This is a genomic window from Berryella intestinalis (genome assembly GCF_000814825.1).
GTDB lineage: Bacteria > Actinomycetota > Coriobacteriia > Coriobacteriales > Eggerthellaceae > Berryella > Berryella intestinalis.
The window spans coordinates 1336537-1352813 of sequence record NZ_CP009302.1 but is presented as its reverse complement, the minus strand read 5'-3'; the positions used below and the strand labels follow the sequence as shown (position 1 = coordinate 1352813).

The window sequence follows — 16277 nt, the reverse complement described above, 5'->3', positions numbered from 1 at the left end:
CGCAAGCCGTGCCTACGATGCGGAGCGCCCCATGAGGCGGTCGAGCTTTTCCGCGTCGAATCCGAGGCGGTGCAGGATGCGCGCCTGGTAGTAGCGCATCCTCGAGCGCTTTTCGAAGGCGGGGTAGTCGCGGGTGAGGAAGTCTTTGAACCAGCGCGCCCGCTCGAGGCCGCGCTCGCGGTCCTCGTCGAATATGAGCGCGATGTTGTAATGGGTGTTCACCAGCAGATCGACGCGTGATTCGACGAAGCGCTTGCGGACGGCGCCGAGCGGGGTCCTCGTGGCGAACGCAAGCAGCTCGCTGCACACCCGATCGTGGTCGTCCCAGCGCCTCACGTAGTTGGCGGGGCTCACGCTCTGGGCGATGTTGCCCACGTAGTAGTTGCACACCTCGAGATCGAGGAAGCGCACGGTATCGGCCCAGGCGCTCACCTTCACGACCAGCTCGTAGTCGACGTAGAACGTGTGCTCGAGCAGCTTCACGGCGCGCTCGCGCAGAAAGTCGGTGCGCATCGAGAGGGTGTGGATCTGGAAGCTCGATTCGATGTCGGTGCGCAGGCAGATGTCCTCGAACGGCACGCTTTCGCCGCGCGGGAGGTTCGCGGGCAGGTCGAACCGCTGCGATTCCCCCGTCGAGAACGTGACCTCGCGCTTGACGTCGATGACCAGGTCGTCGGTGCAGGTTTCCAGCGCATCCAGCAGCGCGGGGATATTGGCCGAGCAGATGCGGTCGTCCCCGTCGATCACGCGGAAATAGCGCCCGGTTGCGAAATCGATGCCGGCGTTGACCGCCGAGCCGTGGCCTCCGTTGTCCTTCGATACGAGGCTGAACAGGCTGGGGAACCTCTGCACGTACTCGAGCGCGATCGCGGCGGTGGCGTCTGTGGAGCCGTCGTCGACGATGAGCACCTCCAGGCGCTCGTCTATCGGCTCGCAGCAGTAGCTGTCGAGGCTTGCGCGCAGGTACTGCTCGACGTTGTAACTGGGGATGGCAACGGTGAGGACCTTGTTCATCGTCCGGACTTCGCTTTCGAGTAGAGGGCGGTGGAACGGCTGCGAACCGCGTGGATGGCCTTTCCCAAAGCGAGCGCCGCGCCGACGTTGCGCGTCTTGAGCACGGCCAGGCACACTGCCAGGCTGCGGCTGTTGCGCGCCCGCCCGTTCATCACCAGATCTTCGAAGAGCCGGTCGGCGAACACCGAAGCGCACCACGCGCGCCTTCGCCTCGCGTCCATATGCGCCTGCTCGGCGTAGGTGCGCTCCAGCGCGGAGAGGATGTAGCGGGCGTACAGCGCTCCCAGCGTCTCGCGGGCCTTCCCGTCGAGGGCTCCCCGGTCGTCGAGCAAATCGCGCATCACCGCGATGCGGCGGCGGTGCAGCTCGTAGTAGTTGGGGATGAACTCGTTGGTGAGGTTTTTCCCCAGGCGCTTCGCGTAGAGGTAGTCGGCCGAACCGATGCAGGCAAGCGATCGGGCATGGCGGAAGAAGGCCGCCGCGAACAGGAAATCCTCGATGAGCGGGGCGTCGAACTCGAACCTGAGGACGAGGCGCTCGACGAGCTCGACACGGTAGGCCTTGTTCCAGGCGTATCCCAGGTGCGTTCCCTCTTCGAGGCCGATCAGCTGATGCGGCAGCTCATCTTCCGTCCAGAAACCCGGCGAAGGGGACATCTCGCTCTCGTAGAGAAACGACCCGTCCTCGTCGAAGTAGCGCTGCATGTGCCCGAAGACGACGACGTCGGGGTACCCGTGCCGCTTCAGCGCCTCCTCGATATGCTCGAGCATGGCGGGCTCGAATCGGTCGTCGGGATCGGGGAAGAAGATGTAGGCTCCCCGCGCGGCCTCGATGCCGGTGTTGCGCGCGCCCGAGATTCCCAGGTTGCGCTCGTGGGTGAGAAAGCGCACGCGCGGATCGCCCGAGGCGGCGGCGCGGGCCTGCTCGATCGAGTCGTCGGGCGTGCAGTCGTCCACCACGATGAGCTCCCAGTCGCCGCATGTCTGAGCCAGCACGTCGGACACGGCCGAAGCGATGTGGTCGCGCACGCCGTAGGTGGGCATGACCAAGGTGAAAAGCGGGGTCGAGGCGGGCGTTCCCGCGAGGGTGTCGGCAGCCATGGCTATTGCTGGAGGCCGCGATACGCCTCGCATACCTCTTTGACGTCCCCGTTCATGCGCATGACGCCCTTCTCGATCCACAGCGCCTTCTGGCAGACGCGTTCGACCTGGTCGATGCTGTGCGAGACGAACAGGAGGGTGGTTCCGTGGTCGTTGACAAGCTCGTTGATGCGCCGTTCGCACTTCTCTTGGAACAGGAAGTCGCCGACCGACAGCGCCTCGTCCACGACGAGGATGTCGGGGACCGTGGCGGTGGCGATGGCGAAGGCGATGCGGGCGGTCATGCCCGACGAGTAGTTCTTCAGGGGCATGTCCACGAAGTCGCGGATCTCGGCGAAGTCGATGATCGAGTCGAAATGCTCGTCGACGAACTGCCTGCTGTAGCCGAGCAGCGATCCGTTGAGGTACACGTTCTCGCGCGCGGTGAGCTCGGGGTCGAAACCGGCGCCCAGCTCGATGAGCGGCGCGATGGAGCCGTTGATGGTGCAGGTGCCCCGCGTCGGCTCGAGCACGCCCGCCACGATCTTCAGCAGCGTCGACTTGCCCGATCCGTTGGTACCCACGATGCCGTACACGTCGCCGCGGTTCACGGTGACCGAGATGTCCTGGAGCGCCTTGAATTCGCGGAAGAACAGCTCGCGCTTCATGGCCTTGATGAAGTACTCCTTCAGGCTGTTCAGCTGTTCGTTGGCGATGTTGAACACCATATCGACGTGGTCGACCACGATCATGGGCTCGGCTTTGCCGTCGGAAGGGGCGCTGTCGCGGTTGAAATCGAGTGCCATAGCGGATCCTTAGATGTACAGAATGAACTTGTTTTCGGACTTGCGGAACACGGCGAAGCCTATGAGGAAGGTGACGAGCGCGATGCCGAGGCACACGAGGTTCTCGGTGAGGTCGGGCATGGTGTCCCACATCACGATGCTGCGGAAATAGGTGACGTAGTGATACATGGGGTTGAACGACATGACCGTCTGCATCCATCCGTCCAGCATGTCGACCGGGTAGAACAGCGGCGTGGCGTAGGTCCAGGCGGTGATGACGACGCCCCAGAGGTGCATCACGTCGCGGAAGAACACGGCGAGCGCGGCCAAGAGCATGCCGAGGCCGAGCGAGAACACCAGGACGTAGAAGATGAGCAGCGGAAGCGCGAGGAGGTTCAGCGTGGGGGTGATGCGGAAGTACAGCATGACCAGGACGACCGCCACCAGCGAGATGACGAAGTTCACGATCTGGAACACCACCGACTCCAACGGGAAGATCAGCTTCTCGATGCGGATCTTCTTGATGAGCGGCGCAGCTCCGGTGATGGAGTACATGGCCGCGCTGGTCGAGTCGGCCATGAGGTTGAACAGGATCGTGCCCAAGATGAGGTACAGCGGGAAGTTCTCGATGGTGAAACGGAACATGAACGAGAACACCGCCGAGAGGACCACCATCATGAGCAGCGGGTTCAACACGCTCCAAAGCACGCCCAGGACGCTGCGGCGGTACTTCAGCTTGAAGTCCTTGGTAACGAGGGTGCGCAGGATGAAGAGGTTCTTCTTCATCTGGTTCTGTTCGATAGCCTGCATGAGAATCCTTTTATCGGGTCCCGAACGCCGGGAACAGTGTACCAACAACGACGGCGCCGACGGCTCTGTGCGCAGGCGCCGGTTCGGCGGGGCCTACCTCCGGAAGAACCGGTTCGAGATGGCCGCCGTCACGGGGTTGTAGGCGATCTTCTCGCCGACCGGGGTGGTCGCGATCGCGCGTGCGGCGCGCCGCAGCGAGTTGATCAGCGTGTCCTCGCCGAGATCGGTGTAGAGGCGCGCGCTGCGCGGATCGAAGTCGCATTTGCGCAGCGCCCTCACGGTGAGGAACTTCGCCCCCACGCGGCTGTGGAGGTCGGGATCGGTCTGCTTGAGGAACGCGTCGAAGTCGCGCGCCCGCGCGCAGCCGCGCTCCTTGTCGGTGTCCCAGATGAGGCTGAGCGTGTAGTGGCTGTTCAGCAGATGGCGCACGAAAAGCGACTCGGTGTAGGCGCGCTGGCCCTGGGACATCGCGGGCTTGTGGCTGCGGTAGTAGGACAGCATGCGGCGGATGACGCGGTCGTGGTGGTCGTAGCGCGCGGTGAACACGTCGCGGTTGATGCTCTGGTCGGCGTTGCCCACTGCATAGCGGTACACGAACTCGGGCGTGAACATGACGGTTTCCACGTAGGGGATGGGGAACAGGATGTACTCCACGTCCACGTAGAAGGTCTTCTCCTGGATCTTGAAGTTCGCCTTGCGCAGTATCTCGGTCTTCACCATGGTGGAGGCCATGGTGAAGTACTCCATGGTGAAATCCGACGAGGCGAAGTCGAAGATCCGGTAGTTCTCGACGCCGCTCACCTTCATCCAGGGGACGGTGTGGCCGTCCTCTCCGTACACCTGGTGGTAGTTCGTGGAGACGAGGTCGGCGTATTCGCCGAGGGATTCGACCTTGGAGAGCATGGCGGCGAGGTTCTTCCCGTCGACCCAGTCATCCCCGTCCACGACGCGGAAGTACAGCCCGCGGGCGCGTTCGAGCGCGGCGTTGATGGTGGAGCCGTGGCCTCCGTTTTCCTTGTCGATGAGCGATACGATGGAAGGGTAGCGCTTGCAGTACGCCTCGGCGATGGCGCGCCCGTTGTCGGGCGAACCGTCGTTGACCACGATGATGTCGAGCGCGTCGGCGGCGGGGCTGGACATAAACGAGTGCAGGCACCGGTCGAGGAAGCATTCGACGTTGTAGGCGGGCACGCAGACCGTCAGCAGCTTGTCGGTGCGCGTGCCGGCCCCTTCCACCTCGGGCCACCAGCTGCGTTCGAAGGGCGCGGCGTCCTTCGAAACGACCCGCTCGAGGGCGCGGTCGTATTCGGCGGCGACGGCGCGCGCGTCGTAGCGGTCGCGCCAGGCCCGATCGACGCTCGCCTGGATGCGGCCCTGCGCGATGTCGCTTAGGGCAGCCGCGATGCCGGAGACGTCGTCTTGGGTGAAGCAGAGCCCGCCGGCGTGGCGGACGATCTCGCAGGCGGGGGTGTGCTCTCCCGTGACGGCGAAGATGGGGGTGTCGGTTCCCAGGTAGTCGGCGATCTTGCCGGCGAAGTAGATGGAGCCGCCCGTCTCCTCGAGGATGTCGAAGTGCGCGTCGATGTGCAAAAGCCAGTCGACCTCGCCCATGATGCGCAGGCTGGTCTGGTAATCGACGCTGCTTTCGATGCGGATGCAGTCGTAGAGGTCGTAGTTGTACACGAGGCTGCGCACTTCCTCGGTCACGTTGCCGATGAAGCGCAGGCGCAGCTTGCCGAGCGCGTCGGCATCGAGCGTTTTCAGCCGCTGCATGGCGCGCACGAGGGGCTCGAGGGAGCGCACGTGGTCGGAGTGGCCCAGGAAGGCGAGCTCGATCACGCCGTCGCCTTTCCGCTCGCGCGGCTGCGGGTAGAGTGCGGTGTCGAACGAATGGGGGACGACGAGGTTGTTCTTGCGCCTTCTGGTGCCGAGCACGAAGTGTTGGAGCGTTTCATGGGGGAAGATCAGCGCGTCGGCGTGATGGATGGCGTAGTCTTCGACGTCTTTCAGCTCGCACATGGTGCGGATGCCCTCGGACTCGTGGTCCTTCCAGGCTTCGCAGCCCGCTTTGAGGGCCACCTGGAAATCCGCCTTGTCCTGCTTGCTGAGCGCCTGGTTCTCCAGCACCCATCCCTTGATGTGGTAGGGGGACTTGGCGATGGGGTCGGCAAGCGAGGCGATCCAGGGCAGGTCGGGATGCTTCTCTTTGATGCGCTTGGCCACCTCCACGCTTTCGGGCGGCATCGAGCGGGTCATGATCGCGTCGTAGGGGGACTGGGCGTGGCGCTGCTCGAACAGCTCGACCGCCGCATCGATCCAGGTGTCGAAATCGTCGGTGTCGATGGGAAACGACGCGATGTTGTCGGCATCGATGGGAAGCACCTGGTCGTAGCTCCAAAGGGTGCTCTGCGACGAGCAGACGTCGTAGTGGTGCGCCGAGTTCCTGAACAGCTTGTAGGTGACGATTCCCTCGCTCGACACCGACGGCGGGAAAAACCAGCTTGCAACGAAAATATTCATGCGAAGACTTCCTCCAGTGAGCATCGGTTCCGATGCGGCTTCGTATGCGTGTTTCACCGTGTCCGCCCGGGTTCGGGCGAGGCGCTTCCCGAGGGGAAACGCAGGCTTCTACACTTTAAACGAACTGCGCATATAGGAGCCAGATAACATAAAAAACGCCGTATCGCCGCTCAGTCGCCCTTCCGATCCTCGACGTAGATGCCCTCCTGCTTGAACACGGTGGAAAACGTCATGAGGAAGATCTTGAGGTCGAGGGGGAAGCTGACGCGGTCGACGTACTCGACGTCGAGCTTGAGCCGTTCGCGCCACGGCAGCGAGTTGCGCCCGAACACGGCGGCGTATCCGGTGATGCCGGGCTTCACTTCGAGCTTGCGCCCCTCGTCGCCGCGGTACAGCTCGGTTTCCCTCAGAAGGTCGGGGCGCGGCCCCACGACGCTCATGTTTCCGATGAGCACGTTGATGAACTGGGGAAACTCGTCAAGGCTGGTTTTGCGCATGAAGGCGCCCACGCGCGTCATACGGGGGTCGTCGGCGCCGTTGTAGGTGGAGCCGTCCTCCATGACCAGGTCGGGGGCGTTCACCTTCATCGAACGCAGCTTGTACATGGTGAACTCGCGCCCGTCTTTGCCCACGCGCGGCGCGTTGTAGAAGATGGGGCCGCGGTCCTCGAGCTTGATGGCGATGCCGAGCGCGCCGACGACGATGGCCACGACGGGCAGGGCGGCGATGCCGATGCCCAGGTCGCACAGGCGCTTTCCGTATGACCGGTAGAAGCTCATCGCACGCCCGACCTTTCGAGGGCGCCCAGGGTCTCTGCGAGCCGCTCGCACACGTAGTCGACGTCGTCGTCGGACAGCAGGGTGTGCAGGGGCAGGGTGATCTCGTTTTCGAACTGGGCGTAGGCGTTCGGGAATTCGGCGATGTCGAACCCGAGGTCGCGGTAGGCGCTGAGAAGCGGCAGGGGCTTGTAGTGGACGTTCGCGGCGATGCCGAGCTCGCCGAGCGCCTCGATCGTGCGATTGCGGAACTCCGTTGAGCGGCCCGTCAGGCGCGCGATCATGAGATGCCCGCTTGAGGCGTGCCCGTCGGGTGAGGCCGCCTCGCGCTTACGTACGGCGGCGGCTTCCTCGTCGGTGAGGATGCGGGGCGCGCATGCGTCGCCGTCGTGCTCGGCGTAGTGGCGGATCAGCTCGACGCCGCATTCGGCGAGGTTGGCCTCGTAGCGCGAGACGATCGCCCGACGGCGGGCGAGCAGGGACGGATAGCGCTTCGCCTGGGCGAGGCCGAGCGCGGCGGAAAGCTCGTTCATGTTGCATTTCCATCCGGGAAACGCGACGTCGTACTCCCAGGCCCCGACCTTCGTTTTCGCTAGCGCATCTTTGGTCTGGCCGTGCAGGGACCACAGCATGAGGCGGCGGTAGACCTCGTCGTCATCGAAGACGCCCGCGCGCCATGCCAGTGCGCCCCCTTCGGCGGTGGTCAGGTTCTTCACGGCATGGAACGACACGGCGGTGAAGTCGGCCGCCTCTCCCGAGGCCAGGCCGTGCCGGGCCGCTCCGAGAGAGTGGGCCCCGTCGGCGATAAGGGCGATGCGTCCCAGCTGCTCCTGAACGTCGTTTTTTGCCCGGAACCCGTCCGACGAGCTCTCGACGAGCGCGCGCAGCCCGTCGTAGTCGGCCATGATGCCGGCCAGGTCGACCGGGATGATGGCCTTCGTGCGGTCGGTTATGCGGGAAGCGAGCTGCTCGAGGTCCATCTCGAAGCTTCCCGGCGCCACGTCGCACAGAACGGGGGTCGCGCCGACATGGCAGATGCAGGAAGCCGACGCCGTGTAGGTGTAGGCGCTGGTGATGACCTCGTCGCCGGGGCCGATCCCCAGCACGCGCAGGGCGCATTCGAGCGCGGCGGTGGCCGAGCTCAGCGCGGCTGCGCGCGGGGCGTTGCAAAGCGCTGCGATGCGCCGCTCGAACTCCTTGGTTTTCGGGCCGGTGGTGATCCAGCCGCTTTTGAGCACTTCGACTACGCCGTCGATCTCCGCCTCGGTGATGTCGGGCGGGGAGAACGGGATGACGCGCTGGTCGCCCAAGGCGTCCTCCTTCCGCTTTCGTTTCGTTTCGCGTATCACGTAACCTACCCAGTATAGGATTCGCGCCGGCTAACGGCACAGATTGCGTACCATGTCCACGATTGCCCGGTACGACGTCGCCTGGTCGAAGCGCTCGAGCGCCACCGCGCGCCCTTTCGCGGCCATCTCGAGGCGCGCCCGATCGTCGCGTGCGAGGTCGGCGAGGACGCGTGCGAGGGCCTCGGGGTCTTGCGCCTCCACGTTCACGCCGACGCCCTCGGACTCCACCAGCGCGCGCATCTCGGGGCTCGACCCGGTGTTGACGAGCGCGCTTCTCGAGGCCAGGTAGTCGCCGATCTTCGTGACGATGCTCTGCGGCGCGGATTTGACGAGGGAGTTCACGACGATGTCGGACGCGCAGAGGTACGCGGCCATGAGGTCGTAGGGCGCGTAGCCCACGAAGTCGACGGGCGCCGACAGCCGTCGGGCGAGTTCTTCCAGGGACTGCCGATCGGGTCCGTCGCCGAGTATCTTCACCCGCAGCGTCCGGCCGTCGGCGGTTTCGGGCGTGCGTTCGTCGGTCGCGCAGATCGCGGCGGCCTTCACGAGCGTCGCGATGTCGTAGCTGGCGCCCAGGGTACCTGCGTAGGCCACCCACACCTCGCCGTCGGGCTTGGCGACCTCGCTCGCGCGCGATCGCGCTCCGAGGTCGAACTCGTCGATGCGGTTTCCCACGTAGACGGTGATGTGCGGGTAGTCGGTTTCGCGGTCGGCCCTCGGCCGCGCGGCGTATTCGTCGGAGGTGCCCACGGCGGCGGAGAGCAGCCGGTAGGTCTTCTTCGCATCGCGGGAGAAGGGGTAGAAGGCCGCGTCGCTGACGAGGGGGATGTCGAGCACCATCTTCATGGCCTCGGGCCACAGGTCGTTGATGTCGGCCACGAAGGGCACGTTGCGCTCGCAGGCGGCCTCGGCGCACGCGAGGGCGACGTCGTTGGGCGGGATCTCGGCGTATACGAGGTCGTACCCGCGCCCCTCCTCGAACTCCCGCGCGAAATGCGCGCGGAGGTTGCGCGCGGCGACGCGGTGGCTGAGGATGCGCTTGAGGTCGAGGTTCTTGGTGTACCCCGGCTCGTCGATGAACACCACGCGGTAGGGGAGGTTCGCGTAGCAGGGCTTCGTCGTGTCCCGCTGCGCCTTGTCCCAGTGCTGGAACGACGAGGTGACGAGGTCGACCTCGAACCCTGCATCCGCAAGCATCTCCGCGATCACTCTGAAGCGCGTGTAACCGCGCGTCTCGTCGCCGAGCTTGACCCCCATGGTGACGACCGCGACGCGCTTGGCGCGATCGGCGGGCGCGTCGTCGACGCGGCTTTTCTCTGTATCCATGCGGGAGATTATAGCAAAGGAGCTAGCTGCGGTGGTCTATCTTGCGCGCCGTGAAGTCGCCCAGCATCTGGAAGGCCTGGACGATGGCCACGCACAGCACGACGGCTGCGAGCATGACGTCGGTCTGGTAGCGCTGGTAGCCGTAGCGGATCGCGATGTCTCCCAGGCCTCCCGCTCCGACGGCGCCTGCCATGGCGGCGAACCCGAACAGGGTGACGAAGGTAAGCGATGCGCCCCTCACGAGGGAGGGCACGCTTTCGCGCAGGAGGACCTTGACGACGATCGCGAAGGTGCCCGCCCCGAAGCTCTGCGCGGCCTCGACGAGCCCGCCGTCCACTTCGGACAGGCTCTGCTCGACCACGCGGGCCACGAAGGGCGCGGCGGTGATGGTGAGCGGCACGATGGCGCCCGGAACGCCCAGCGACGTGCCCACGATGAGGCGGGTGAGGGGGATGATGGCCACGAGCAGGATGATGAAGGGCACCGAGCGCACCAGGTTGACGATCCATCCGAGGACCGTGTAGACGGCGCGGTTCTCCTTGAGTCCCCCGGGGGCCGTGACGACGAGGGCGACGCCTGCGACGAGGCCTATCGCATAGGCGATGAGGGTGGCGATACCGGTCATGACGATGGACTCGACCGTCCCCTGGGCGAGGAGCGAACCGTATTTGTCGAAGAATCCCGAAGCCTGGGCGCTAAGCGCCTGCCAGGTGCCGGGGAGGTCGGAGAGGAATTCCATCTAGCAGCCCTCCTGGTCCGGAGCCGGAAAGGCGCGTCCGTGCACCTGCCGGCTGTTCTCGATGAGCTCGCGCAGAGCCTGGCTCTGCGGGTTGGCGAACAGCTCCTCGGTCGTTCCCTGCTCGACGATGCGCCCGCCGTCGATGACGGCGATGCGGTTGCACACCGATTCAGCGACGGTGAGCGCGTGGGTGATGATCACGATGGTGACCCCCATCTCGCGGTTGATCTTCCTCAGAAGCTCGAGGATGGAGACGGTGGTTTTGGTGTCGAGCGCGCTGGTCGCCTCGTCGCACAGCATGATCTTGGCGCGGTTGGCCAAAGCCCGCGCGATGGCGACGCGCTGCTGCTGGCCGCCCGAGAGCTGGCTGGGATAGCGCTCGGACAGGCCCGAGAGGCCCACGACGTCCAGAAGCTCGAGCGCGCGCCGGTCCCGTTCCGGTTTCGGCATGCCGACGAGCTCGAGGGGAAACGTGACGTTTCGCAGGACCGTGCGCTGCTGGAACAGGCTGAAGTTCTGGAAGATCATGCCCACCGAGCCGCGCAGGCGCGCCAGGTCGCGCCCCGCGTACCCCGTGACGTCAACCCCGTCGATCGAGATGGTGCCGCTCGTGGGCGTCTCGAGCAGGTTGATGCAGCGGACCAGGGTCGACTTTCCGGCCCCGGACGAGCCGAGGATGCCGAATATGTCGCCGCGGCCGATGTCGAGGGTCACGTCGTCGAGGGCGCGATGGCCCCCTTCGGCGTCCCCGTAGGTTTTCGAGAGGTTCCGTATCGATATCATAAGGCGTCGCTCCTGAGGGCGTCTGTACGCGGTCTGTGAAGGCAGTCCGTTGATTATCGGGCCATCATAGGCTCTTTGCAAGGGCGCACCCGCGCGGCCCTCCGGTGCAGAACCCCTCTGTTTTGCCAGTTCGCAGCCGTGTATTGATTCAATCGCTAACTGTTGTTCTGAAAGACCTGTGATAGAAGTTGCGTCGGCCCCCGACGTTTTATAATCGTTTGTAGTAAAAAAGAGGGGCCGCTTCGAGCGCCCTTCGCCCGGCTTCCCATAAGGATCGAGGACCAGACATGTCGATGACCCCCCAGCAGGACTTTGTGATGAAGACCATCGAAAGCCGCGATATCCATTTCGTGCGCTTCTGGTTCACCGACGTCCTGGGGAACATGAAGTCGTTCGCGGTGAGCCCCTCCGAGCTCGAAGGGGCGTTTTCCGACGGTATGGGCTTCGACGGCAGCTGCATCGCCGGCTTCGGCGTGACGCAGGAGTCCGACATGCTGGCCTACCCGGACGCTTCCACGTTCCAGATCCTTCCCTGGCGTCCCTCTTCCAATGCCGTGGCCCGCATGTTCTGCTCGGTGAAGCGGCCCGACGGGCGCGAGTTCGAAGGCGATCCGCGCCTGGTCCTGCAGCGCATGGTGCAGAAGGCCGCCGACGCCGGGTTCACGTTCAACGTCGGCCCCGAGCTGGAGTACTACTACTTCGAGAGCTCCGAGGGCACCAAGGTGCTCGATCGGGGCGGCTACTTCGATCTGACCACGCTCGACTCGGGCACCGATCTCAGGCGCGACACGGTCCTCACGCTCGAGGGGATGGGGATCCCCGTCGAATACTCCCACCACGAGAACGGCCCCTCGCAAAACGAGATCGACCTGCGCTACACCGATGCGCTGTCGATGGCGGATGCGGTGATGACCTACAAGCAGGTGGTCAAGGAGATCGCCCGCAAATACGGCGTGTACGCCTCGTTCATGCCCAAGCCCCTCGAAGACGAGCCGGGAAGCGGGATGCACGTCCACCAGAGCCTCTTCTCGTCCGATGGGAAAAACGCGTTTTTCGACCAGGGCGATCCTTTGGGGTACAACCTGTCGATGACGGCGAAGCGCTACATCGCGGGCCTGCTGAAGTACGCCCCCGAGTTCTCGCTGCTCACCAACCAGTACGTCAACTCCTACAAGCGCCTCACCACGGGAGCCGAGGTGCCGGCGTACCTGTCCTGGGGCCACAAGAACCGCTCCACCCTCATCCGCATTCCGGGCTACCGTCCGAACCGGGCCGAGGCGTGCCGCGTGGAGCTGCGCAGCCCCGATTCGGCGGCCAACCCCTACCTGGCGTTCTCCGCGATGCTCGCCGCGGGCCTGGCGGGCATCGAGCAGGAGCTCGACATTCCGGATCCCATCGAGGAGACCAACCTGTTCGAGCATTCCCGCTGGTGCCTCGAGGGCAAGGGGCTCGAGCCCCTGCCCCTGAACCTGGGCGAGGCCATCGAGCGGTTCAAATCCTCCGAGCTCATGCGCTCGGTTCTGGGGGATTACCTCCATTCCTACCTGGTCAGAGCCAAAACGGAGGAATGGGAAGAGTATCAGAAGCACGTGTCTCGCTGGGAGCTCGACAAGCTCCTGCCGATCCTGTAGGAAGGGGGCGGTTCAATTGAGGAAGAGAGTGGCGTTCATCGCCGACAGCCTCGACAACGCGCATCGCTTCCAGCAGGTGTTCTCCCAGGTGGGTGTCGATGTGTCGGCGGGCTCGACCGTTCAGATAGACAAGCTTTTGGCCGTGGGGTCCCCGTGCGACGCGGTGGTGTTCGAATCGCGCGGGCACGCGCGCGGCTGCCTTGCGCGCATCAAGTCGATCGCCGAGGACCGCAACCTGCCCCTTCTTTTGATTGTGGACGAACCGGATCTCGATGCGGTGGCGCCTCCGTACCTTGCGAACTGCGACTACGTCGTCCACGGGGCGTCGAGCGCGGAGTGCGCCATGCGGCTGCGCCGTCTGATGTGGTCGGAGGGCTCGGACTCGTCGGCAGACCTCATCTCCATCGACGCACTGTCGATCAACCTCGCCACCTACCAGGTGACCGTCGCCGGCGATCCGGTGGACTTCACGTACCTCGAATACGCCCTGCTCGCGTTTTTGGCGAAGCATCCCGGGCGCACGTTCTCGCGCGACGCGCTGCTGCAGCGCGTCTGGGGCTTCGACTACTACGGGGGCTCGCGCACCGTCGATGTCCACGTGCGCCGCATCCGCGCCAAGCTGGGCCCCGAGATCTCCCAGCGCCTCGAAACCGTGCGCGGGGTGGGCTATCTCTGGAACGCCTAGCTTTCGGCGGCGGGGCGCATCCGTTCGCCCCGCCTTCGCCTCCCGGCTTCCGCCCTTCGTTTCCGAACCTCTTTGCAAGGAGATGCGCATGTCCAAGAAAATAGCGGTTATCGACGGCAATTCGCTCATGCACCGGGCGTTCCATGCGGTGCCGCCCACGATGGCCGCACCCGACGGGACCCCCACCAACGCGGTGTTCGGGTTCATGTCCATGCTGCTGAAATTCATCGAGACGATGAGGCCCGACGCCATCGTCTGCGCCTTCGACGCGGGCAAGCCCCAGTTCCGAATCGAGGCGATGGAGCAGTACAAAGCTCAGCGCCCTCCCATGGACGACGATCTGCGCGCCCAGTTCCCGCTGATCGAGGGGCTGCTCGAGGCCATGGACGTCCCGGTGGTGAAGGTGCGCGGCTGGGAGGGAGACGACATCCTGGGCACGGTTGCCGCCCGAAACGAGCGACTGGGGTTCGAGACGCTGCTGGTTACGGGCGATAAGGACGCCTACCAGCTGGTGAGCGCGGCTACCAGCGTGGTCACCACGAAGAAGGGCGTGACCGACATCGTGGTGTACACCCCGGCCGAGGTCGAGGAGCGCTACGGCGTCACGCCGGCCCAGTTCCCCGACTTTCTGGGCTTCATGGGCGACTCGTCCGACAACATCCCCGGGGTTCCCGGCATCGGAGCGAAGACCGCGGCCAAGCTGCTGCAGCGCTTCGGGTCGATGGAGGGCGTCTACGACAACCTCGACCAGCTCAAAGGCAAGCAGCTCGAGAACATCAGGGACAACCGCGACGGGGCGTTTCTCAGCCGCACGATCGCGACCATCGTCACCGACCTGGACTTCGAGCTCGATCTGGAGGGGGTTTCGTTTCCCTCCTACGACGCGGAGAGGGTCGCGTCGGCGTTCGGCGCCCTGCGGTTCAACACGCATCTGGACCGCCTGGTGAAGGTGTGCGGACTTGCGGCGGCGCCGATCGGGTCGGCGTTTTCCCCCTTCGTCCCCTTGGAGGGCGCCGAAGCCGAGGCGTTCGTGCGCGACGCGATCGAGGCGGGGGAGCGCCTGGGCGTTTCGTTTGTCTGCCCCGACCAGCAAAGCCTGCTCCCCGAGCCCGCGACGGGCGCGTTTTCCACCAAGACGGCTGCGGCGCTCGTCGAGGGCGACGCCGCGCTCGCGCTGTTCGCCGACGTCGTGAGGAAAGGCGCGTTTTCCGCCCTCGACGCGAAGAGGTCGATCCAGGAGGTCTACCCGGCCGACTCGGCCCGCGCGGCGCTCGTGAGCGACGCCGAGGTGCTGGCGATGGATGCGTTCGACCTCGGGCTGGCCGGGTACCTCCTGAACTCGTCCACCTCGTCGTATTCGGCGGCCGAGCTGGCGCGCGACTACCTCGATGCGGTCGTTGCCGAGCCCGCCGACGATCGGGAGCGGTCGCTTGTCGAAGCGCAGATCGCCGCCGCGCTCGTGGAGCCTCTGTCCGAGCGGCTGGGAGAAGACGGGTCGGCCGGGGTGTTCTCCGACATCGATTCGCCGCTGGTGGCGGTGCTCGCCATCATGGAGCGCACGGGAGCGCCGATCGACTCCGCCGCGCTCAAGGCGATCGGCGACGTGACCCAGGTCGAGATCGACGAGCTGCGCCGCCGCATCATCGAGCTGGCGGGCGAGGACTTCAACGTCGATTCGCCCAAGCAGCTCGCCCGCATCCTGTTCGAGGTCCTGGAGCTTCCCCACGGCAAGAAGACCAAGAGCGGCTATTCCACCGATGCGAAGGTGCTCAAGCAGCTGGCCGGAACGCACGAGATGCCGGCGCTCGTCCTGCAGTACCGCGAGTACGCCAAGATCAAGTCGACCTATATAGATGCGCTTCCCCGCATCGCGGCGGACAGCGACGACGGGCGCGTCCATTCCAGCTTCAACCAGACGGTCACGACGACGGGGCGCCTGTCCTCCTCCGATCCGAACCTGCAGAACATCCCCGTCCGCACCGAGTTCGGGCGCAAGATCCGCTCGTGCTTCACCGGCATCGGGCCCGGCGATCTGTTCATGTCGGCCGACTACTCCCAGATCGAGCTGCGGCTACTGGCTCATCTGAGCGAGGATCCCCATCTCATCGAAGCGTTCAGGTCGGGCGAGGACTTCCACGCCTCGACGGCCGCCCGCGTCTTCGGCGTCGAGGTGGCCGACGTCACCCCCGAGATGCGTTCGCGCGCCAAGGCGGTCAACTTCGGCATCGTCTACGGCCAGCAGGCGTTCGGCCTGGCGCAGACGCTCGACATCCCCGTGTACGAGGCCCGCGAGATGATCGACCGGTACTTCGAGGCGTACCCGGGCGTGAGGAGCTACCTCGACGAGACCATCGAGCGCGCGCGGGCGTGCGGCTATGCCGAGACGATGTTCGGCCGCAAGCGGCACATCCCCGAGCTGGCTGCGAAAAACGCGGTCCAGCGCGGGTTCGGCGAGAGGACGGCCATGAACCATCCCATGCAGGGGAGTGCGGCCGACATCATCAAGCTCGCCATGGTCGGGGTCCAGCACCTGCTCGAGGAAAGCCGGACGAGCGCGCGGCTGCTGGTGCAGGTGCACGATGAACTGGACTTCTCCGTCCCCGCCGAGGAGGCGCCGTCTTTGGCGGCGGCCGTGAAAGAGGCGATGGAGGGCGTCGTTTCGCTGAAGGTCCCCCTGATCGCCGAGGTTTCGAGCGGGCGAACCTGGGCCGAGGCCCACTAGGCGCTCGAACCTGCGCAGCGGGGACCGCATATCGCCTGCGAAAAATGCACATATGGCG

At 65.2% G+C, this 16277-nt stretch carries 13 protein-coding genes; 3 read left to right on the top strand and 10 right to left on the bottom strand.

Annotated features, from left to right (window positions below; all coding sequences use genetic code 11):
• Positions 1 to 12 precede the first annotated feature (12 nt).
• From JI75_RS05955 to JI75_RS05910, 10 genes are all read right to left on the bottom strand, one after another.
• Positions 13 to 1014: a glycosyltransferase family 2 protein gene (locus JI75_RS05955; RefSeq protein ID WP_039689514.1), complete on the bottom strand. Its 1002-nt coding sequence runs from the start codon at positions 1012 to 1014 to the stop codon at positions 13 to 15.
• Entirely contained in the window at positions 1011 to 2114 is a 1104-nt protein-coding gene (locus JI75_RS05950; protein WP_039689513.1) for a glycosyltransferase family 2 protein, read from the bottom strand. Before JI75_RS05950 ends, JI75_RS05955 begins: the two co-directional genes overlap by 4 nt.
• Positions 2115 to 2116: 2 nt before the next feature.
• Complete coding sequence (locus JI75_RS05945; RefSeq protein ID WP_039689512.1) at positions 2117 to 2899, bottom strand: ABC transporter ATP-binding protein; 783 nt, start codon at positions 2897 to 2899, stop codon at positions 2117 to 2119.
• A gap of 9 nt (positions 2900 to 2908) precedes the next feature.
• Positions 2909 to 3688: an ABC transporter permease gene (locus JI75_RS05940; protein WP_039689511.1), complete on the bottom strand. Its 780-nt coding sequence runs from the start codon at positions 3686 to 3688 to the stop codon at positions 2909 to 2911.
• 93 nt (positions 3689 to 3781) lie between these two features.
• Positions 3782 to 6208, bottom strand: coding sequence for a glycosyltransferase (locus tag JI75_RS08820; protein WP_052241645.1), 2427 nt, complete (start codon positions 6206 to 6208; stop codon positions 3782 to 3784).
• 170 nt (positions 6209 to 6378) lie between these two features.
• Positions 6379 to 6987 carry a sugar transferase gene (locus tag JI75_RS05930; RefSeq protein ID WP_039689510.1) on the bottom strand — a complete coding sequence of 203 codons (609 nt, stop codon included), beginning with the start codon at positions 6985 to 6987 and terminating at the stop codon, positions 6379 to 6381.
• Complete coding sequence (locus JI75_RS05925; RefSeq protein ID WP_039689509.1) at positions 6984 to 8294, bottom strand: DegT/DnrJ/EryC1/StrS family aminotransferase; 1311 nt, start codon at positions 8292 to 8294, stop codon at positions 6984 to 6986. The genes JI75_RS05930 and JI75_RS05925 overlap by 4 nt, the downstream gene beginning before the upstream one ends.
• 69 nt (positions 8295 to 8363) lie before the next feature.
• Positions 8364 to 9659 carry a glycosyltransferase gene (locus JI75_RS05920; protein WP_052241644.1) on the bottom strand — a complete coding sequence of 432 codons (1296 nt, stop codon included), beginning with the start codon at positions 9657 to 9659 and terminating at the stop codon, positions 8364 to 8366.
• A gap of 22 nt (positions 9660 to 9681) precedes the next feature.
• Complete coding sequence (locus JI75_RS05915; RefSeq protein WP_052241643.1) at positions 9682 to 10398, bottom strand: methionine ABC transporter permease; 717 nt, start codon at positions 10396 to 10398, stop codon at positions 9682 to 9684.
• Positions 10399 to 11181, bottom strand: coding sequence for a methionine ABC transporter ATP-binding protein (locus JI75_RS05910; RefSeq protein WP_039689508.1), 783 nt, complete (start codon positions 11179 to 11181; stop codon positions 10399 to 10401). It lies immediately after the preceding gene.
• Between the two features lie 287 nt (positions 11182 to 11468).
• Between JI75_RS05910 and JI75_RS05905 the strand changes: the two genes are divergently transcribed.
• The 3 genes from JI75_RS05905 to polA all read left to right on the top strand — a co-directional run bounded on the left by JI75_RS05905 (position 11469) and on the right by polA (position 16219).
• Positions 11469 to 12812, top strand: a complete 1344-nt coding sequence (locus JI75_RS05905; protein ID WP_039689507.1) for a glutamine synthetase family protein — start codon at positions 11469 to 11471, stop codon at positions 12810 to 12812.
• A 16-nt stretch (positions 12813 to 12828) separates the two neighbouring features.
• Positions 12829 to 13497 carry a winged helix-turn-helix transcriptional regulator gene (locus JI75_RS09330; protein WP_039689505.1) on the top strand — a complete coding sequence of 223 codons (669 nt, stop codon included), beginning with the start codon at positions 12829 to 12831 and terminating at the stop codon, positions 13495 to 13497.
• 88 nt (positions 13498 to 13585) lie between these two features.
• Positions 13586 to 16219: a DNA polymerase I gene (polA, locus tag JI75_RS05895; protein ID WP_039689503.1), complete on the top strand. Its 2634-nt coding sequence runs from the start codon at positions 13586 to 13588 to the stop codon at positions 16217 to 16219.
• Positions 16220 to 16277: the final 58 nt, after the last annotated feature.